Here is a 17,829-nt window from a genome sequence, read left to right on the forward strand (position 1 = left end):
CCCTTGAGAAACGCTGTGCGCTTATTCTGCGGCTGCGACCGGCGCCTTGGCGCGCCGCGCTTCCTTTTCGCCGTGGGCGGCGAGCCCGTCGCGGAACCATTCGCCGTCATCCCAGGCCTTGCGGCGGGCTTCGATGCGTTCGCGGTTGCACGGGCCATTGCCCTTGATCACCTCGAAGAATTCCGACCAGTCCGGCTCGGAGAAGTCGTAGCCGCCCTTCTCCTCGTTCCAGGCAAGGTTCTCGTCCGGGATCGACAGGCCGAGATATTTCGCCTGCGGCACCGTCTGGTCGACGAATTTCTGGCGCAACTCGTCATTGGTGTTGATCTTGATCTTCCACGCCATCGACTGGGCCGAATGGACGCTGTCCTTGTCGGAGGGTCCGAACATCATCAGCGAGGGATACCAGAAGCGGTTCAGCGCATCCTGCGCCATTTCCTTCTGCTCCGGCGTGCCGAAGGCCATCTTCATCATGATCGAATAGCCCTGGCGCTGGTGGAAGCTCTCTTCCTTGCAGATGCGGATCATCGCCCGCGAATAGGGTCCGAAAGAGGTGCGCTGCAGCGGCACCTGGTTCATGATCGCGGCCCCATCGACCAGCCAGCCGACCGCCCCCATGTCCGCCCAGTTGAGCGTCGGGTAGTTGAAGATGGATGAATATTTCATCCGCCCGTCATGCAGCTTTTCCATCAGGTCGTCGCGCGAGACGCCAAGCGTTTCGGCGGCCGAATAGAGGTAAAGCCCGTGGCCGGCCTCGTCCTGGACTTTTGCCAGCAGGATCGCCTTGCGCTCCAGCGAGGGCGCGCGGGTGATCCAGTTGCCTTCCGGCAGCTGGCCGACGATTTCCGAATGGGCGTGCTGGCCGATCTGGCGCACCAGCGTCTTGCGGTAGCCCTCGGGCATCCAATCCTTCGGCTCGATCTTCTCGCCGCGGTCGATGCGGTCCTGAAAGGCCTGTTCCTCCGGCGACATCTCTTCGCGGGATTTCATGCCTTCCGATTTCACCATCTGTGCGTACATGGCTCTCAAGGCCTCCTTGGTCAGATCCGTTCGATAATCATGGCGATGCCCTGGCCGACGCCGATGCACATGGTGCAAAGGGCGTAGCGTCCGCCAGTGCGGTGAAGCTGGTTTGCGGCCGTCAGCACCAGGCGGGCGCCGGACATGCCAAGCGGATGGCCGATGGCGATCGCGCCGCCATTGGCGTTCACATTGGCCGCGTCATCGGGAAGCCCGAGTTCACGCAACACCGCAAGGCTTTGCGCGGCAAAGGCTTCGTTGAGCTCGATCACGTCCATGTCGGCAAGCGAAAGACCGGCAAGCTTCAGCACCTTGCGCGTGGCCGGAACAGGGCCGATGCCCATGACGCGCGGGGCTACGCCGGCGGCGGCCATGGCAACAATGCGCGCCCTCGGCGTCAGGCCGTTTGACGATGCAGCCTCTTCCGAAGCGATAAGCAGCCCGGCAGCACCGTCATTGACGCCGGACGCATTGCCGGCGGTAACGGAAAGCTCCGGCGCGTTGACGCCCTTCAGCTTGGCGAGAACGTCCGCCGTGGTACCGGGGCGCGGATGCTCGTCGGTATCGACGACAAGCGGATCACCCTTCTTCTGGGGAATGGTGACCGGCACGATCTCGTCGGCATAGATGCCCTGATCCTGCGCCGCCTTCCAGCGCGCCTGGCTCATGGCCGCGAACCGGTCCTGATCCTCGCGGGAGATGTTGTAGTCTGCGGCAACATTGTCGGCGGTCTCGGGCATGGAGTGGGTGCCGAACGCGCTGTGAAACTTCCTGTTCTTGAAGCGCCAGCCGATGGTGGTGTCGTAGATTTCGGCCTTGCGGGAAAAGGCCGTCTCGGCCTTGCCCATGACGAAGGGGGCGCGGCTCATGCTTTCCACGCCGCCGGCAATCATCAGGGAGCCATCGCCGGCGCGGATCGTGCGCGCGGCAAGGCCGATCGCATCCATGCCGGAACCGCAGAGCCGGTTGACCGTGGTGCCGGGAACTTCGACCGGCAGGCCGGAGAGAAGCACCGCCATGCGCGCCACATTGCGATTGTCCTCACCCGCCTGGTTGGCGCAACCAAGAATGACATCATCGACGCTTTCCCAGTCGACCTTGCCGTTTCTCTCCTGCAATGCGGAAAGCGGAACGGCCGCCAGATCATCGGCGCGCACGGCAGACAGCGCGCCGCCATAGCGGCCCACAGGCGTGCGGATTCCATCGCAGATAAAGGCTTGCGCCATGAAATGCTCCTCCTTCGGCGGCAGTCGCCGCAGCAAAACCCTTGCCCGAATGTCGGCGGCTTGAGCCGCGTTCGCCGGACATCCGGCCGGGAACCCTCAATTCGCCGACCGATCGGTCACTTATATAGCGCATAAAACATCACACAAAAAGACATTTGTTGTATTTGTCGTGATGTTTTGTGTCGAACGGCGAATAAATGCCTGATTCGCTTGCGTTTAAATTGGAGGCTTTCGGACCCGACGCGCCCTTGTCGCCAACTTCGCGAAACCGATCTGCGTCGGCCGGACAGCATGAACCGGCGCGCTGTCGGGGCGCGCCCTGCGACCAAATAGCGCTTTGGTTGCATTAAAACTTGACTGAAAAAATCACCTTAATATAAAGTTCCTACCTGCCGTTTATCAAAGGAGCTCTTCATGAAGACCGTCATGCCGCTCGGCATCGCCTCCCTCATCCTGGCCGGCGCAAGCGTTGCCCACGCCGACCCGATCGAAATCACCGACCAGGCCGGCCGCGCGGTTGTTCTGGAAAAGCCCGCCGAGCGCGTTGCCTCGATCCCGATGCCCATGGCCTCGACGCTGATCGCGATCGATGGCGGCGTCGAAAAGCAGGTCGGCATGAACCCGGTTGCCAAACAGGCCGTGCTCGACGGCATTCTCGGCAAGATCTACCCGGAAGCCAAGGACATCCCCTCCGATATCACCGCGCCGAACTTCATCCCGAATGTCGAGGAACTGGCAGCCACCAACCCAGATCTCGTCATCCAGTGGGCCGATCGCGGCAATGACCTTGTCGATCCGATCACCAATGCCGGCCTGACGACCATGCTGATTTCCTACGGCACGGAAGAAAAGGCGCGCGACTACATGACCATGTCGGCCGTTGCCATGGGCCGTGACGACCGCATCGGCCCGCTGATCGAATGGCGCGAAGAGGTTGCCCGCGATATCGCCGACAAGGCCGCTTCCATTGACGACGCCGACAAGCCGAAAGTGCTTTATCTTCTGCGGGCCCAGGAAGCGCTGAAGGCATCGGGCGCGAAGAACAATTACAATAGCTGGTATATCGAATTGACCGGCGGCAAGAGCGCCTCGGCTGATCTTGAGGCCAATGGCGTCACCATCAACCCCGAGCAGATTGCCGCCTGGAATCCGGATGTGATCCTGCTCAACAATTTCGAAAGCGGGATTTCGCCCGAGCGCATCTATGAGGACCCGATCCTGTCGCTCACCAATGCGGCGCAGAACCACAAGGTCTACCGCATGCCGCTCGGCGGCTATCGCTGGGACCCGCCGAACACGGAAAGCCCGCTGACCTGGATGTGGCTCGCCGAGCTCCTGCACCCCGATGTCTTCGACTATGACCTGCGCGCCGAGATGAAAGACGCCTACGCCAAGATCTACGACTACGATCTGACCGAAGAGGACATTGACGGCATTTTGTGGACCGACCTCAATGAGGGCGCGGCCAATTACGATCAGTTCAAGGCCAAGTCATGAGCGATGTGACAGCCGGCGCCCGCCTTCACGGCGGGTCCGGCGCCTTGCGGGCGGGCGTCTTCCTCGGCCTTTTTGCCGCACTTTTCGCAGCCCTGATCTTTGCCATCGGCGCAGGGCGGTTTTCCGTCTCGCCCGGCCGCATTGCCGAGATCATTCTCGCCTGGATCGCAGCGCCCACCGCGCCGCTTGAGACCATCGACCAGCGGATCGTGCTTCTGGTGCGCATGCCGCGCGTGCTGATCGCCGCCGTTTCCGGCGCGGCGTTGGCCGTCGGCGGCGCTGCCCTTCAGGGCGTCTTCCGCAATCCGCTGGTCTCCCAACAGGTGCTCGGCATCAGCCAGGGGGCGGCCTTTGGCGGCGCGCTTGCCATTCTGCTCGGCTATGCCGGGGCCACGCTTCTCGGTCTCGCCTTCATCTTCGGACTTGCAGCCCTCGTCATCGTCGGCCTCCTGGCGCGCATCAACGGGCGCACCGAGATCGTCACCGTCATCCTTTCGGGCATGGTGGTCGGCGCGCTTTTTTCCGCGCTTGTCTCGGTGGTGCAGTTCGTCGCCGATCCCAACACCTCGCTGCCCGCGATCGTCTACTGGCTGATGGGCTCGTTTTCGACCGCCACCTGGGCGCGCTTCTGGCTCGGGCTCCCTGGCCTTGCCATCGGCATCGTCGCCGTGTGGCTCTTCCGCTACCGGCTCAATCTTCTGGCGCTGGAAGATACCGAGGCGCGTTCGCTTGGCGTCAATCCGGACCGCGAGCGCTGGTTCATCTTCATCGCCACGGCGCTGATGACGGCGACCTCGGTTGCGATTGCCGGCATTATCGGCTGGATCGGTCTCGTCATTCCGCACGCCGCGCGCATCCTTGTGGGCGAGGATCACCGCGTTCTGATCCCGGCCTCTGCCATTCTGGGGGCCGCCTATCTCACCTTCGTCGATACGCTGGCGCGCACGCTGACCTCTGCGGAAATCCCGCTCGGCGTGCTGACGGCGCTGATCGGCGCGCCTGTTTTCGGCCTGCTCCTGCGCCGGCACTTCTCGAAAGCAAACCAGCCATGATCGGACTTGAAAATGCCAGCGTCGCCTTCGGTCACAATGTGATTTTCCGCGACGTGAGTTTCGAGGTTCCCGTCGGACGCACCATGGCGATCCTCGGGCCGAACGGGCGCGGCAAGACCACGCTTCTGCGCGCGCTGCTCGGTTTTCAACCGCTGAAAACGGGACGGCGCACCGCGCCGAAGATTGCCGGCTATGTGCCGCAGCACGGGGCGTCACAAGCGAAACTCTCCGGTCTCGATGTCGTGGTCATGGGCCATGCCGCGCAGATCGGGCTTTTCGGCCAGCCGGGAAAGGACGATGTCGAAGCGGCGGAGCACGCGCTTGAAATCGTCGGCGCCACGCATCTTGCCGGCCATCGCTATGACCGCATGTCGGGCGGCCAGCGGCAGATGATCCTGATTGCACGGGCGCTCGCCACCGGCTCGCCCGCCCTTGTCTTCGACGAGCCGACCTCGGCGCTCGATCTCGGCAACCAGTCGAAGACGCTCGACCTTCTGAACATGCTGCGCGAACGCCGCGACAAGGCGATCCTGTTCACCACGCACGACCCGAACCACGCCCTGGCGGCGGCCGATGATGTGCTGTTGATGATGCCGGGCGGGCATGAGGTGAACGGCACGGTGGAGGAGATGATCGTGCCCGAGGCTTTGGCAAGGCTTTACGGCGTCGATATGCGCTGGGTGGACCTGGCGGGCCCGGAAAACGGCGTCCGCAAGGCCGTGATACCGGCTTTTGCCGGAAGGGAGTTCCGATGAGCGTTCTATATGTCAAATCGGCCTATGAGGGGCCGTCGGCAACCTTTCGCGCCGCGGAAGCCGAAGGCGTCGTGACCATCGTCGATCAGTTCGATCTCGCTGCGGAGTATCTGGCCAGCCATGACGGCCTGATCACCGGCAACCAGCTTGATCAGAACGCCATGCTCGGCCTGAAGGCGGCGCTCGCCGCGTTTCTCGATCGGGGCGGCCGCTGGTTCTTCAATGGCCACATGCTGCGCCCGCTGGTCGATGGCATGGCGCAATATCGACCGATTGCCGCGCCGAAGCGACCGGATTTCGATCTCTCGGGCGTCAACGCCCATCCGATCTTTGACGGAATCGACCTGAAAAAGCTCGAAACCAACAAGGGTGTGGCCGGGTTTTACGGACGCGGATGCAACCCGCCGCCGGACGGCGCCGTCATCGTCAACGGGCTCGGGCCGGATGCCGTGCCGGTCGACTGGGTCTGGGCGCGGCCCGAGGGCGGACGCATCTTCAGCCATGCGGGCAATGATCTTGCCACGATGGGGCGCGAATGGGACCTGCCGCCAAAGCTTGCCGCGCGCATCATTGCCTGGGCCGATGGCGGCGATTGCATCGATCCGGTGACGGCGACGCAGGCCGGAAAAGGTTATCGCAAACGGCTGGCCGATGCCGAGGACTATCCGGGCTTCAGGTCCGCGCCCGAACGAAAGAAGCGCCTCGTCCTGCCCTCATCGGGCTGCTACTACCAGATCCGCAGCCTTGAGGGGCCGCGCTTCACATCCGCCTTCGATGTGATCACGACGCCCGAGGCGCTTGGTGAAACCTTGCGGCCGGATGACACGCTCTGGGTGCCCTGCCGCACCCCGGCGCAGCGGATGATCGCGCAAAGACCGGTCATCGATCGCCACCTTGCCGCCGGCGGCACGGTGATCGCGCTTGGTGAAAGTCTCTCGCATCTGTGGCTGCCGAATGTTGCCTTCACCCAGACGCCGACAAACTGGTGGTGGTGGCTGGAGTCGGGCGCCGATCTCGGGGTCAGGATCGCAGACCCCGCCCACCCGCTGATGGCGGGGATGGCGGACCGGGACGTGACCTGGCATCTCCACGGCTTCTTCGAGCCGCCGGAAGGCGCGGAGGTGCTGGCGCGCGATGGCGAGGGCCGCGCGATCTTCTATATCGACGAAGTTACGACGCCCGGGCGGATGATCGTCTCCTCGCTCGATCCGATGTTCCATCACGGTTCGTATTTCATGCCGGCGACGACGCGTTTTCTCGACCGGTTCATTCCCAATCTGAAGGGCTTTCTCAATGCATGACACGCTCACGGTCCGCGAAGGCGGCCGCGACCTCACCTTTTCCTTCAACGATATCATGGCCTATCACGGCGGCGGTTTTCCGGGCGGCGTGGTTCATGGCCTCAAAGCCATGCAGGCGGCCTTTCCGTTGCTCGATGACGCCCCGCTTGAGCGCCGCGAAATCTCCGTGCTCACCGCCTTTACCGGCCCCGGCGGACGCGATGCGCTGGAAATGGTGACGCGGGCGCTGACGGAAAACCGGCTCGCCGTCTTCCGCCCGCTCAGCGGCAAGGATGTGATCACCGATCCGCCGGGGCCTTACCTGTTCCGCTTTTCCTATCGCGGAAAGCTGGCCGAAGCCGTCATCAAGCCCGGTCATGTGCTGGAGGAATTCGTGCGGCTCGGCGGCAAGAAGGACAAGACGGCCGAGGAGACCGAACGCCATGAAGCGCTGAAGCGCGAAATGGCCGACCGCCTTCTGCCGCTTCCCGCAAGCGAGATCTACTCGGCGCGGCTGATCGGCTGAGAACGGCATCGAGAAGCGTGCCGGTCATGCCCAAAACGGGGCGGAGCAACCGGCTGCGCTTTCCTTCGTCATAAAGCGCTTTTGACGCCCTCCGGAAAAGCGGCAGGCCTATCGGCGGAGGGCGTTTCGGAAAAAATACGGATCACCCTGGCGCGCATCGTATCCATGGGAAGCTCGGGGGCTTCCGCCGCGGGCGTCATGCCGGGCGCAAAACCCTCGGACTTGAAGCGTTCGACAAGGCGCGCCTCGCGGCTGATGACGTGGACGGGCACGGCGCGCGAGGCATCCGGTCCGGTGACGAGCGGCGCGGGCTGGTGATCGCCAAGCACGATGAAGATCGCGTCCTCGCCGAAGCGGGCGATATAATCGCCGATCGTCTGTAGCGCGTAATCGATGGTCCGGATATATTGACGCCGAACCCGGTCGCGATCGGCCCAGACCACCGCCGGCGGATCGCCGCTTGTCGCCTGCCGGTCGAAGACGCTGCCATCGCCGACATCGGCCCAGTCGATCAGTTCGGGCACCGGCGTCCAGGGGGCGTGGCTGGAGATCAGCGCGATCTCGGCCATCACAGGCCGCTCGTCGTCGACATGGCGCACCAACCCGTCGAAGGCCGAGAGCGTATACTGGTCGGGCATGGTCACCCAGTTGAACGGCTTGCCCCGATAACCGAGATCGTCCGAGGCGAAGATCGTGTCATAGCCGTAGTAAGCGCTCTCCGGCCAGTCCATGGTGATGGCCGGCATGATGGCGGCGGTGCGCCAGCCGGCCTCGCGGAAAAGCCGGTTCAGGCTCTTGCGCTCGCTCATCATCAGCCGGTCATAGCGGGCCTGGTTGTCGACCCAGAGCCCCGAAAGGAACGTGCCGTGGGCAAGCCAGCTGAGCCCGCCCATGGTCGGCGACACGCTCCAGCCGCTGGCCACGGCAAAACCGGCCTCGCTCAGTTCCTCCTCGACCGCCTCGAGACGCCGGCCGATCAGCGGCGCATAGCGCGGGTCTTCGACCGCGCTTCGGCCGTAGGATTCGATGAAGACGAGCACGATATCGCGGCCCTCGACCGCCCGGAAGAGCGTCTCGCTGTCCGCCAGGCCGTCGTTTTCGGAAAGCATCCGGTCGAAGTCCCGCATGTCGCGCATCGCCGTTGCGACCGCCTCGACGCGCGCAACGACATAGGCGGAGCCGCCCGCATCGGCATAGGACCGCGTTCCGGTCGCCGCACCCGCGCCCCACAACGCGGGCCCCGCGGCGAGAACGCCGGCAAAGGCAAAAGCCATGGCGCGCGCCGCCTTGCCGGAAAGACGCGCCAGCGCGCGGGCGGAAAGGAAGAACAATGCCAGCACGGCAAGGAAGGCGGCCACCGCGCCGACAACCGCCAGTGACGCGGCGAGAGGGCCGACCGCGCCGGAGAACACGTTCCAGCCATCGGCAAAGATCCTGACGTCGAGATAGGGGTTGAAGCGACGCTGAAAGGCTGACTGCACGCCGATATCGCCAAGGCGCAGGAACAGCACGAGCCCAAGCAGGACAGTGCAAAGAGCGGCCAGCCAGAGCGCGATGCGGCGCGGCAAAAGTACCAACGCCAGCGCAAGGATCGGGATCTCCACCGGCAGATGCAGGAAGGCCCGGAGCGAAAAGGCGTGCGGATGGTCCGGCAGATTGAGCACGAAAAGGGCGATGAGCGAAAAGACGAACGCCGCGCCGATCGTCCGCGCGGAAAGGTTCTGCTTGCCAGGCGGGCGATCAGCCATCATGACTCGACCGTCCGGTCATCCGGAACCCGCGTGAATGCATGAGGAGCGGCTATTGTCCGCATATGGCGTCCTTGCTGTGATCTTCTGTCTGGCGATCATCGCCGGGCTGGTGATCGCTGTCGACCCCGCCGACGTCGCGGCGGCCTTCGAGAATGTCACCGTCGCGCCGCTTGCGGCCGCTCTCGTCATCGTGCAGTTGCAGGTCGTCCTTTCGGCGTTGCGCTGGCGGTTTACGGCCGCAAGGCTCGGCCACCCTATTTCCGTGCCCCTTGCCATCGGCGAGTATTATATCGCCAGTTTCGTCAATCAGGTTCTGCCGGGCGGCATGGCCGGCGATGCGGTGCGCGCCTATCGTTCGCGCACGCAGGAGGGCTGGAAACGGCCGGCCGCGGCGATCGTGCTCGAGCGGCTTTCGGGACAGTTCGCCTTTTTCCTTGTCGCCGGCGCCGGCCTGTTCGCCTGGCCGCTGCTTCTTTCGGAGAGCCTGCCGCCCGGCTTCTACAGGCTCGTTCTCATCTGCGCGGGCTTTCTGACGCTTGCCGTCGGTCTCGGCCTCATCATCGCCCGCAGCAGGCTTCTGGCACGGTTTCAAACGCTCAAACCCGACCTTGCCGCCGTTTTCTGGCAGCGCGGCGCGGCCGGCATCCAGTTCGGCCTCAGCATGCTGACGGTTCTGTCCTATATCGCCGTGTTCATGATCGCGGCTGATGCTACCGGCGCGCCCCTTCCGCCGGTTGCCGCCGTCACGGTCATCCCGCTTTGCCTGATGACGATGCTGATTCCGGCGGGCATCGGCGGATGGGGCACGCGGGAGGCGGCGGCGGCCGCCCTCTGGCCGCTGTTCGGGCTCACCAGCGCCGAGGGGCTTTCGGCCAGCCTTCTCTACGGCCTCATCTCGCTTTTCGGCGTTGCTCCGCAGGGATTGGTCCTGCTGGCGGTCACGCTCCGGCACCGCCGCGCTCATGGAGAGAGATGACGCCGGCGGGCCAGGTCGATGACATCCACGCCGAAGGAATAGACGATCAGCCCGAGAGCGATCGCCGCAACCGCCGTTGAGGCCGGCGGCGCGACAATGGGCAGCAGGATGACGCAAAGCGCCGCCACCTGCACCACGCAGATCAGCTTGCGCCGGAAGGATGGCGGGAGCGGCGCGTTGAGGAAAGGCAGGAAGGCCTGCCCGAGCACGAAGCCGTACCGCATCAATCCGATCAGCAGCACCCACCAGCCGGCCTTGCCGATGAGAAGGGCGGCAAGGCTCAGAAGCAGGATCAGGAAGGCGTCCACCTCCATGTCGAAGCGCGTTCCAAGCGGGGAGATCAGCCCGGTGCGTCGGGCGAAATACCCGTCGACCCCGTCCATGGCGAGCGCGATGGCGACGATCGCGACAAGGGCCACGGGGTCCGACGCGCCCGCGCCGAAAAGGACGGCAGATCCGAAGAAGCTGACCATGGCCGCGCGGATCGCGGTGATGATGTTGGCAGGACCGAAACGAAGGTGTCCATGGCCGGGCAATGCCCGGATCACAAGGGCGAACATCGCAAGAAGCGCCAGGGATGCAACGACCACGCTCGCGGCCCCGGTCTCAAGCCACGCGGCAAACGCGACATAGGCCGCAAGCGCAACGAAGTAGACCGGCGCCAGCGCGGCGAGCGCGTTCTTCAGCAGGCTTTGTCTGTACCTGGAGGGCGCCTGCCCTTCCGCCAGCCGGAAATCGCGCAGATGCCCTCTCCTGGAGGTCGGCGGTTCGAGCGTGCTCATATCGTCCTATTCCGCCGCAATCAGGCTTTCGAGTTCCAGCGTGTGGCCGGCTCTCAGCGTCTTGGTCCGAAGATAATTGACATTGTCGGCGGTGACCGTGCCGGTGACGCGGACATGGCCCGATACGTCGATGCCGTTTGCGCGCAATCCGTCAATCTTGGTCGGATTGTTGGTGTGCAGGATGACGCTGGGAATGCCGAGCAGGCGCAGCATGGAGGCGGCCGCCTCGTAACGCCGGTGATCGCTTCCAAGGCCGAGTTCCGCATCGGCGTCGATCGTGTCCAGGCCCTGATGCTGATAGCCATAGGCGCGCATCTTGGCGCCGATGCCGGTGCCGCGCCCTTCCTGATCGAGATAGACCAGCACCCCGCCGCCGGCGGCTTTCAACTGCTTCAAACCGTTGCGAAGCTGGTCGCCGCAGTCGCATTTGAGCGAGCCGGAAAGGTCGCCGGTGATACAGGAGGAATGGATGCGCACCGGCACCGGCGCGCCGAGATCCGGTTTGCCGACGATGATCGCGATCTGGTCCTTTTGCGCCAGCCCGCCGCGGAAGACGGCAAAGTCCGCATCGCCGATGTCCTTCAGCGGCACCCGCGTGCGCACAACCTGCTGGAAATTCTGCCGGGCGGCATCGCTTTGTCTCAGGGTTTCAAGTCCAATGCCCTGGCAGGCGGAAAACCGGCCGTCTTCGGGCCCGATCTCGCCGGTCACCATGGCCGGCAGCAGGAGCGCCAGCCGCGCCAGCTCCTGCGCGGCCGCCGAAAGAGGATCGGCCGGGGACCAGACGACGGGTTTTGCCCCGGAAAGCGCATAGGCAAGCCTCGAGGCCTCATCGAAGCCGACACCGGCAAGCGGCACTGCAATGCCGTCTTTCGCGCTTATGCCGATCCGTTCGGCGCGCTCGCCCGTCAGAACCAGGCTGTGGCGATCATCCATGGCGCGGGCAAACTGGTCGAACACAGCCGGCGCCACGCAATCGAGCGCCAGCGCGGCGATCCGCCTGTTGCCGTCACGCATGATCACCGGTCGTCCGAAACGCAGTTCCGCGACGGCCCGCTCCACCTCGGCCTCAGGGGAAAGCGTCGTGAAGTCGAAACCTGGATCGTGCGTCATTCTTGTCTCCTCCAAGGGCGCCGTGCCGCAATCGACAGGCGGCAGCGGGCACCCGGAAAATGCGTTGCGTCTGATGCAAAGAACGTATTTTCTTCCCAAGTGGTTCAGTCTGTTGCACAAAAAACAGGAAATGAAGCGCACATTCGCGTGATCCGGAACAAAGAACGCGCCGTTGACGTCTTCGAATGAACGACAACCGCTTGCTCCAGGGAGGGGTCATTGTCAAAAAAAGAACGGCGTCTTGAGGCAACGGCCCTTTGGTTTCCCGAGGCCGGACACGCCGCCCTGCGATGCGAAACGCTGAAAAGCCCGGGCAGGGACGAAGCGCTTGTCGAGACGCTTTTCACCGGGATCAGCCGGGGCACCGAAAACCTCGTCTTTCACGGCAGGGTGCCGGAAAGCGAGCGGGAGCGCATGCGCGGCCCCAATATGGCGGGCGATTTTGCCTTTCCGGTGAAATACGGCTATTCCGCCGTCGGCAGGGTCGCCGAGGGCCCGGGCGATCTTTCCGGCCGGCTTGTCTTCTGCCTTCATCCCCACCAGGACCGGTTCGTTGCGTCCGCCGCCATGCTTTCCGCCCTGCCCGAGGACCTGCCGCCGGAACGCGCGATTCTCGCAGCCAATATGGAAACCGCGCTGAACATCGTCTGGGACGCTGGCATCCAGCCGGGCGATATCGTTGCCGTTTATGGAGCCGGCACCGTCGGCTCGCTGGTGGCGTTCCTGGCTTCGTCCATTCCGGCGACCGAGACGACGCTGATCGATCCCAACGGGAAACGGGCCGCGCTTGCAGAAAAGCTTGGCCTAGCCTTCTCGACAGGCGATCACGCAGGCCCTTTCGATGTCGCCGTCAATGCCTCGGGCTCGGACAAGGCACTTGCCGCAGCCATCGCGGCAGCCGGACAGGAAGCGCGGATCGTCGAGGCAAGCTGGCACGGCAGCGGCACCGCCTCCATCCCGCTCGGCGGGCCGTTTCACGCGCGGCGGCTTTCCATCGTCAGTTCCCAGGTCGGTTCGCTGCCGCCCTCACACCGCGCCCGCTGGACATTTGCCCGGCGCATGGAAAAGGCGCTGCAGCTTCTTGCCGACGCCCGCCTTGACGCGCTGATTTCGGGCGACACTTCATTCGGGGAGCTTGAGGCGGCCTATCCCGCCATCCTGTCGTCTCCCGAGACGCTCTGCCACCGCATCCGCTATTGAGGAAAACAAACATGTTTGCTGTCGAGGTTCGCGATCACATCATGATCGCCCATTCCCTTCCCCGTCCGGTCTTCGGGCCCGCCCAGGCCATGCACGGCGCGACCTTCGTCACCGATGCGGCATTCTTCACCGCCGATCTGGACGAGGACGGCCTGGCGGTCGATATCGGCGCGGCGACCACGGTGCTTGGCGATGTCCTGAAGCCGCTCAACTATCAGAACCTCGACGAACTGCAGGCCTTTTCCGGCAAGGTGACCACAACCGAGGTGATTGCCAAATATATCTTCGACCAACTTGCCGAAGCGGTTGCGGAAGGCAGGTTGGGGCCGGGCAGCGACAGGATCCGCAAGATCCGGGTCACGCTGCACGAATCCCACGCAGCGCGCGGCTGGTACGAGGCGGATCTGTGAGGCTTGTCTTCGCCTATCCCGGGGATCTTCAGCTTCGAACCGGCGGCTATGGCTATGACCGGCGGCTGATCGCGGCGCTTGAAGATGCCGGCTGGCAGGTCGATCTCCTGCCGCTCGGCGAAGGATTTCCGGACGCCGCTCCCTCAGCGATTGCCAAGGCGGAACAGGCGCTCTGCGCGCTTGCCGACGACACGCTGGTGATGATCGACGGCCTTGCCTTCGGCGTTCTGGACGCCTTTGCAGCGCGGCAAGGCGATCGACTGAAACTCGTCGCCCTGGTGCATCATCCGCTGGCGCTCGAAACCGGCCTGTCGCGCGAGCGGGTCGAGACCTTTCGGCAATGCGAGACCCGCGCGCTCGAACATGCCCGCCAGATTGTCGTCACCTCGCCCGAAACGGCGCGGGAGCTGGAACGAGGTTTCGCAACCAGCCGCGACAGGATTACCGTCGCCGTGCCCGGCACCGATCCCGCGCCGCAGGCACGCACAAGCGCCGGCGCGCCGCATGTTCTTTCCATCGGCTCGCTGACGCCGCGCAAGGGGCACGACATCCTCGTTGCCGCGCTGAAACGGGTCGAAGACCTTGCCTGGACCGCGACGATTGCCGGCAGCCGCAACCTCGATGGCGAAACCGCGGCGGCGATCGAACGGCAAATCGACGCTTTGGGGCTTGGCGGAAGGGTTCGCCTTGCCGGTGCGGTGGAGGAGACGGGCCCGCTTTATGCCGGCGCCGATCTGTTCGCGCTCGCCAGCCGCTATGAGGGCTATGGCATGGTCTTCGCCGAGGCGCTTTCGCACGGACTGCCGATCATTGCCTGCCGGGCCGGAGCGGTGCCCGACGTGGTGCCCGAGGAGGCAGGCTTTCTCGTGAACGTCGATGACGTCGACGCCTTTGCCGTTGCCCTGCGAAGCGTGATCGCCGATCCCGACATGCGCCGCAGCAAGATGGAGGCAGCCCGCCGCGCGGGAAGCGCGCTTCCGCGCTGGGAGGAAACCGGCCGCATTGTTTCGGACATGCTGGAGGAGCTGAGATGAGTTTTGATGCAGACTGGCTGACCCTGCGCGAACCGGCGGACAGGGCCGCCCGGGACGAAACGCTTGTCGCCGCATTTGCCCGCCACCTTTCAGGCGCCGAGAAGTCCCTCGTCATCGATATCGGATGCGGGACCGGCTCGACGCTTCGATGCCTGGCGCATGCCGTGCCCGCTGACAGGAACTGGCTGCTGCTCGACAACGACCCTCTGCTTCTCGCGGAAGCCGAACGCCGGAGCAAAGCGCAATCCGGGGTTTCCCTGCGCAGGCACGACCTCAACGATCTTGTCGGGCTGCCGCTGGAAGACGCCGCAATCGTCACGGCATCGGCCCTGTTCGATCTCTGCTCGGAGGATTTCACAACGCGGTTTGCCGAGCGGCTCGCCGCCTGCTCGGTCGGGCTTTACGCTGCGCTCAACTACGACGGCCGCATCGCCTGGTCGGAGGCTCATCCGCTGGATGAGACGATGGTCTCCGCCTTCAACCGGCACCAGCAGACGGACAAGGGTTTTGGCGTGGCGCTCGGGCCCGAAGCGGCGGCGCGCCTTGCGGCGCTCTTCGGCGATCATGGTTTCCGGGTTGAAACGGCCGACAGCCCCTGGCATCTTTCGCGTGACAACGCCGAGCTTCAGAGGGCCTTCATCGAAGGGTTCCGCCAGCCATTGCAGGAGATCGGCGGGATGACGACGGCCGATATCGACGACTGGATCGCCTTCCGGCTCGCCGCGATCGAGAAGCCCGACAGTCATTGTATGGTCGGCCACACGGACCTATTGGCCCTGCCGGTCTGAAAGCGGGCAATCGAACAGGATATCGCTGCCCAGATTGTAGACCTCCGCCGACGGACGCCGCGCATCGGCAAGCCGCGCGACCGGGACCAGATTGATGCCGCTCGGCCCGGCGCCGATAATCAGCGGCGAAATCGCGACATGCAGGCGATCAACCTGCCTCTCCTCGATGAAGCGGGCAATGGTGCGGGCGCCGCCTTCCACAAGGATACGGCGAAGCCCGCGCGCGGCCAGCGCATCGACAATGGCCGCCGTTGCCAGGCCATTTCCGGAAGGTTGCAGACGCAGCGTCTCGGCGTTGGGCAGGCCTTTCTCGGGCGCGTCAGCGCTCTTTACCACGATCACCGGCGCGCCGCCGTCGTGAAACAGGCCCTCGCTGCCATCAAGGGCGCCGTTGCAATCGATGACCACGCGCACCGGCGACGGGCCTTCGACAAGCCGGACGGAGAGGCGGGGATTGTCGGCCGTCACCGTGTTGACGCCGACGATCACCGCGTCGACCAGCGCGCGGCAGCGATGCAGGTGGGCAAGGCCGTCGGGGCCGGAAACATCCATCGCATCGCCTGACGGCGTGGCAATCCGCCCGTCGAGCGACTGGCCGACCTGGGCGATGATGAACCGGCCGCTCGCGCCGGCGATCGGCCGGTAAAGCGCCATCGCCGGGTCCTCGCCCGAGACAGCTTCTCCGACGCGACGCGAGACAAGCCGCTGCCAGACGGCGTCGCTCATGGCGATTGTATTCATGTCTTACAGGATCCGGTAAAGGGTGAAGTCGCGCCGGATCACGTGGTGCATCAGCACCGCGCCCATATGAAGCACGAACAGGACGGCGAGGATCCAGGCGCTGGCGAGATGGATCGCCGACAGCGTCCAGGCGATATCGGGCGCCTTGCCAATCGGGCTCCAGATCGGCAGCACGCCGAACCAGCTGAAGGGAAAGCCGTGCGCGTTGGTTGCCAGAAAGCCGCTCAACGGCATGATGATCAGAAACAGGTAAAACAGTCCGTGGACAGATGCCGCGACAATCCGTTCGATCCGTGGCCCGTCTTGCTCGGGCTTGCGCGTCAGCAGGCGGTTGCCGACCCTCAAGAGCATCAGCCAAAGCACCAGAAAGCCGAGACTTTCATGGATCATGTAGAAATCGAGCGACACCTCGTTCTTGACGAATTTGATGACCATGCCGAGCGGCCATGTCGCAAGCACCAGCACGGCGATCAGCCAGTGCAGGATGCGCGATGTCGCCGGATAACGCTCGACCGTGATGGACAGGCGCGATGGCTCGCGCGGTCCCGAATGTTCGGCCAATCCAACCTCCCGATCCGCGAGACGCCGTCAACGCCGCGCGCATGAAAACCAACATGCTGCGTAATACGCCCAAACGATAGCAGCGGATCGCAAAAGCGCAAGCTTGCGTCGGCCGGCCTTACTGGCGATCGGCGCGGGCTCGGCCTATAAGGGGCAGACCGCGCTGCGGCATTCTGCGACGGTGACCTTTCAGAGGCAGGAGGACATGGGCAAAGCATCGGGCCTTGAAGAGGGCGAAAGAGGGACGATCCAGGACATCCTGGGCACAGGCAGCCCGCGTGCCAGCAGTTTCATCGTCACGCTTTATGGCGATGTCGCCGCGCCGCGCGGCGGCACCTTGTGGATGGGCACGCTGATCGAAAGCTGCGCTGCTCAAGGCATTTCCGAAAGCCTGGTGCGCACCGCGGTTTCGCGTCTCGTCGAGAATGGACGGCTGACGGGAGAGCGCATCGGGCGCAAGAGCTATTACCGACTGACCAAGGCCGCTGAACGGGAATTTGGTCGCGCCGCCGAAATCCTTTATGCGCCGCCGCCGCCGCCGAAAGGCCTCCTGCTGGCGCTCGGCGCGCGCGACCTGCCGCAAGGCTGGGTCCGCATCGGCCCGGAGGCAGCGCTCGCCCCGGAAGGCGCCGCAGGCCCGGAGGACGGCACCGTGCTGGCGACGGAGACGCTTGCGGGCGCCGAGAGCCTTCGGGATCTCGCCCGAAGGCTCTGGCCGCTTGAGGCCGTCAATGCCGCCTATCGCGATTTCATCGAGGCCTTTTCTCCGGTCCAGGCCGCGCTCGCCGCCGGCCTGCCGCCCGACGGCGCCATCGCGCTGGCGCTGAGACTGAGGCTCGTAGACCATTTCCGCGCCGCCGCCCTTGCCGATCCGCGCCTTCCGGCGCAAGCGCTGCCGGCGGACTGGCCGGCGGATGTGGCGCGGCGGCTTTTCGTCACCCTCTATCTGGCGGTCACGGCGCAGGCGGACCGTCATATCGGGCTCGCTTTGCGAAACAGCGACGGCTTGCTGCCGGAACAGACCACAATGACGGATTTCCGCGTCAACGCCTTGCGCCGTGAATTTGCGACCTAGAGCGCCGAGCGTCCATTCGGACGCACGGCGTCCAAGGCCTCC

At 64.6% G+C, this 17,829-nt stretch carries 18 protein-coding genes; 11 read left to right on the forward strand and 7 right to left on the reverse strand.

Features of this window, described 5'->3' with window-relative positions; genetic code table 11:
- Nucleotides 1–21: 21 nt before the first annotated feature.
- Both paaA and pcaF read right to left on the reverse strand, forming a co-directional pair.
- Entirely contained in the window at nucleotides 22–1,020 is a 999-nt protein-coding gene (gene paaA, locus AZF01_RS18890; protein ID WP_024708711.1) for a 1,2-phenylacetyl-CoA epoxidase subunit PaaA, read from the reverse strand.
- Between the two features lie 20 nt (nucleotides 1,021–1,040).
- On the reverse strand, nucleotides 1,041–2,246 hold the full coding sequence (gene pcaF, locus AZF01_RS18895) for a 3-oxoadipyl-CoA thiolase (protein ID WP_024708710.1): 1,206 nt from the start codon (nucleotides 2,244–2,246) through the stop codon (nucleotides 1,041–1,043).
- A 414-nt stretch (nucleotides 2,247–2,660) separates the two neighbouring features.
- Between pcaF and AZF01_RS18900 the strand changes: the two genes are divergently transcribed.
- Genes AZF01_RS18900 through AZF01_RS18925 form a run of 5 tightly spaced genes read left to right on the forward strand, consistent with a single transcriptional unit; the run spans nucleotide 2,661 to nucleotide 7,356 of the window.
- The gene (locus AZF01_RS18900; protein WP_024708709.1) at nucleotides 2,661–3,743 is read left to right on the forward strand and encodes an ABC transporter substrate-binding protein; all 1,083 of its coding nucleotides are present in this window, start codon (nucleotides 2,661–2,663) and stop codon (nucleotides 3,741–3,743) included.
- A complete protein-coding gene (locus AZF01_RS18905) occupies nucleotides 3,740–4,795 on the forward strand; it encodes an iron ABC transporter permease (RefSeq protein WP_024708708.1) in 1,056 nt (351 codons plus the stop codon). Before AZF01_RS18900 ends, AZF01_RS18905 begins: the two co-directional genes overlap by 4 nt.
- The gene (locus tag AZF01_RS18910) at nucleotides 4,792–5,550 is read left to right on the forward strand and encodes an ABC transporter ATP-binding protein (RefSeq protein WP_024708707.1); all 759 of its coding nucleotides are present in this window, start codon (nucleotides 4,792–4,794) and stop codon (nucleotides 5,548–5,550) included. The genes AZF01_RS18905 and AZF01_RS18910 overlap by 4 nt, the downstream gene beginning before the upstream one ends.
- Complete coding sequence (locus AZF01_RS23660) at nucleotides 5,547–6,851, forward strand: hypothetical protein (protein ID WP_036237401.1); 1,305 nt, start codon at nucleotides 5,547–5,549, stop codon at nucleotides 6,849–6,851. Before AZF01_RS18910 ends, AZF01_RS23660 begins: the two co-directional genes overlap by 4 nt.
- Entirely contained in the window at nucleotides 6,844–7,356 is a 513-nt protein-coding gene (locus tag AZF01_RS18925; protein WP_024708706.1) for a hypothetical protein, read from the forward strand. Before AZF01_RS23660 ends, AZF01_RS18925 begins: the two co-directional genes overlap by 8 nt.
- 68 nt (nucleotides 7,357–7,424) lie before the next feature.
- Here AZF01_RS18925 and AZF01_RS18930 read toward each other — a convergent pair whose 3' ends face one another.
- A complete protein-coding gene (locus AZF01_RS18930; protein WP_024708705.1) occupies nucleotides 7,425–9,107 on the reverse strand; it encodes a sulfatase-like hydrolase/transferase in 1,683 nt (560 codons plus the stop codon).
- Nucleotides 9,108–9,159: 52 nt separating this feature from the next.
- On the opposite strand from AZF01_RS18930, the gene AZF01_RS18935 reads away from it, so the two are divergent.
- Nucleotides 9,160–10,083 (forward strand): lysylphosphatidylglycerol synthase transmembrane domain-containing protein, encoded by a 924-nt coding sequence (locus AZF01_RS18935; RefSeq protein WP_024708704.1) that lies wholly within the window; start codon nucleotides 9,160–9,162, stop codon nucleotides 10,081–10,083.
- Here the strand turns inward: AZF01_RS18935 and AZF01_RS18940 are convergent.
- Nucleotides 10,068–10,865 carry a CDP-alcohol phosphatidyltransferase family protein gene (locus tag AZF01_RS18940; protein ID WP_024708703.1) on the reverse strand — a complete coding sequence of 266 codons (798 nt, stop codon included), beginning with the start codon at nucleotides 10,863–10,865 and terminating at the stop codon, nucleotides 10,068–10,070. The genes AZF01_RS18935 and AZF01_RS18940 overlap by 16 nt on opposite strands.
- A 6-nt stretch (nucleotides 10,866–10,871) precedes the next feature.
- Complete coding sequence (gene ribA / locus AZF01_RS18945; protein WP_024708702.1) at nucleotides 10,872–11,978, reverse strand: GTP cyclohydrolase II RibA; 1,107 nt, start codon at nucleotides 11,976–11,978, stop codon at nucleotides 10,872–10,874.
- Nucleotides 11,979–12,197: 219 nt separating this feature from the next.
- Between ribA and AZF01_RS18950 the strand changes: the two genes are divergently transcribed.
- From AZF01_RS18950 to AZF01_RS18965, 4 genes are read left to right on the forward strand one after another with little or no spacing between them, the layout of a single operon-like run.
- Nucleotides 12,198–13,178, forward strand: a complete 981-nt coding sequence (locus AZF01_RS18950) for a zinc-binding alcohol dehydrogenase (RefSeq protein WP_024708701.1) — start codon at nucleotides 12,198–12,200, stop codon at nucleotides 13,176–13,178.
- 11 nt (nucleotides 13,179–13,189) lie between these two features.
- Nucleotides 13,190–13,588 (forward strand): 6-carboxytetrahydropterin synthase, encoded by a 399-nt coding sequence (locus AZF01_RS18955; protein ID WP_024708700.1) that lies wholly within the window; start codon nucleotides 13,190–13,192, stop codon nucleotides 13,586–13,588.
- Nucleotides 13,585–14,622 carry a glycosyltransferase family 4 protein gene (locus tag AZF01_RS18960; RefSeq protein WP_024708699.1) on the forward strand — a complete coding sequence of 346 codons (1,038 nt, stop codon included), beginning with the start codon at nucleotides 13,585–13,587 and terminating at the stop codon, nucleotides 14,620–14,622. Before AZF01_RS18955 ends, AZF01_RS18960 begins: the two co-directional genes overlap by 4 nt.
- A complete protein-coding gene (locus AZF01_RS18965) occupies nucleotides 14,619–15,410 on the forward strand; it encodes a methyltransferase domain-containing protein (protein ID WP_024708698.1) in 792 nt (263 codons plus the stop codon). Before AZF01_RS18960 ends, AZF01_RS18965 begins: the two co-directional genes overlap by 4 nt.
- Here AZF01_RS18965 and AZF01_RS18970 read toward each other — a convergent pair.
- Both AZF01_RS18970 and AZF01_RS18975 read right to left on the reverse strand, forming a co-directional pair.
- Entirely contained in the window at nucleotides 15,390–16,151 is a 762-nt protein-coding gene (locus AZF01_RS18970; RefSeq protein ID WP_024708697.1) for a RibD family protein, read from the reverse strand. The two genes, AZF01_RS18965 and AZF01_RS18970, sit on opposite strands and share 21 nt — an antisense overlap.
- 3 nt (nucleotides 16,152–16,154) lie before the next feature.
- The gene (locus tag AZF01_RS18975) at nucleotides 16,155–16,712 is read right to left on the reverse strand and encodes a cytochrome b (RefSeq protein ID WP_024708696.1); all 558 of its coding nucleotides are present in this window, start codon (nucleotides 16,710–16,712) and stop codon (nucleotides 16,155–16,157) included.
- Between the two features lie 205 nt (nucleotides 16,713–16,917).
- On the opposite strand from AZF01_RS18975, the gene AZF01_RS18980 reads away from it, so the two are divergent.
- Entirely contained in the window at nucleotides 16,918–17,787 is an 870-nt protein-coding gene (locus AZF01_RS18980) for a PaaX family transcriptional regulator C-terminal domain-containing protein (protein WP_024708695.1), read from the forward strand.
- Nucleotides 17,788–17,829 lie beyond the last annotated feature (42 nt).

This window comes from Martelella sp. AD-3 (assembly GCF_001578105.1).
GTDB lineage: Bacteria > Pseudomonadota > Alphaproteobacteria > Rhizobiales > Rhizobiaceae > Martelella.

Excerpts from the sequence above, each read along its gene's own strand:
- paaA (WP_024708711.1), bottom strand. The coding sequence starts at position 1,020 with ATGTACGCACAGATGGTGAAATCGGAAGGCATGAAATCCCGCGAAGAG.
- pcaF (WP_024708710.1), bottom strand. The coding sequence starts at position 2,246 with ATGGCGCAAGCCTTTATCTGCGATGGAATCCGCACGCCTGTGGGCCGC.
- AZF01_RS18900 (WP_024708709.1), top strand. The coding sequence starts at position 2,661 with ATGAAGACCGTCATGCCGCTCGGCATCGCCTCCCTCATCCTGGCCGGC.
- AZF01_RS18905 (WP_024708708.1), top strand. The coding sequence starts at position 3,740 with ATGAGCGATGTGACAGCCGGCGCCCGCCTTCACGGCGGGTCCGGCGCC.
- AZF01_RS18910 (WP_024708707.1), top strand. The coding sequence starts at position 4,792 with ATGATCGGACTTGAAAATGCCAGCGTCGCCTTCGGTCACAATGTGATT.
- AZF01_RS23660 (WP_036237401.1), top strand. The coding sequence starts at position 5,547 with ATGAGCGTTCTATATGTCAAATCGGCCTATGAGGGGCCGTCGGCAACC.
- AZF01_RS18925 (WP_024708706.1), top strand. The coding sequence starts at position 6,844 with ATGCATGACACGCTCACGGTCCGCGAAGGCGGCCGCGACCTCACCTTT.
- AZF01_RS18930 (WP_024708705.1), bottom strand. The coding sequence starts at position 9,107 with ATGATGGCTGATCGCCCGCCTGGCAAGCAGAACCTTTCCGCGCGGACG.
- AZF01_RS18940 (WP_024708703.1), bottom strand. The coding sequence starts at position 10,865 with ATGAGCACGCTCGAACCGCCGACCTCCAGGAGAGGGCATCTGCGCGAT.
- ribA (WP_024708702.1), bottom strand. The coding sequence starts at position 11,978 with ATGACGCACGATCCAGGTTTCGACTTCACGACGCTTTCCCCTGAGGCC.
- AZF01_RS18955 (WP_024708700.1), top strand. The coding sequence starts at position 13,190 with ATGTTTGCTGTCGAGGTTCGCGATCACATCATGATCGCCCATTCCCTT.
- AZF01_RS18965 (WP_024708698.1), top strand. The coding sequence starts at position 14,619 with ATGAGTTTTGATGCAGACTGGCTGACCCTGCGCGAACCGGCGGACAGG.
- AZF01_RS18970 (WP_024708697.1), bottom strand. The coding sequence starts at position 16,151 with ATGAATACAATCGCCATGAGCGACGCCGTCTGGCAGCGGCTTGTCTCG.
- AZF01_RS18980 (WP_024708695.1), top strand. The coding sequence starts at position 16,918 with ATGGGCAAAGCATCGGGCCTTGAAGAGGGCGAAAGAGGGACGATCCAG.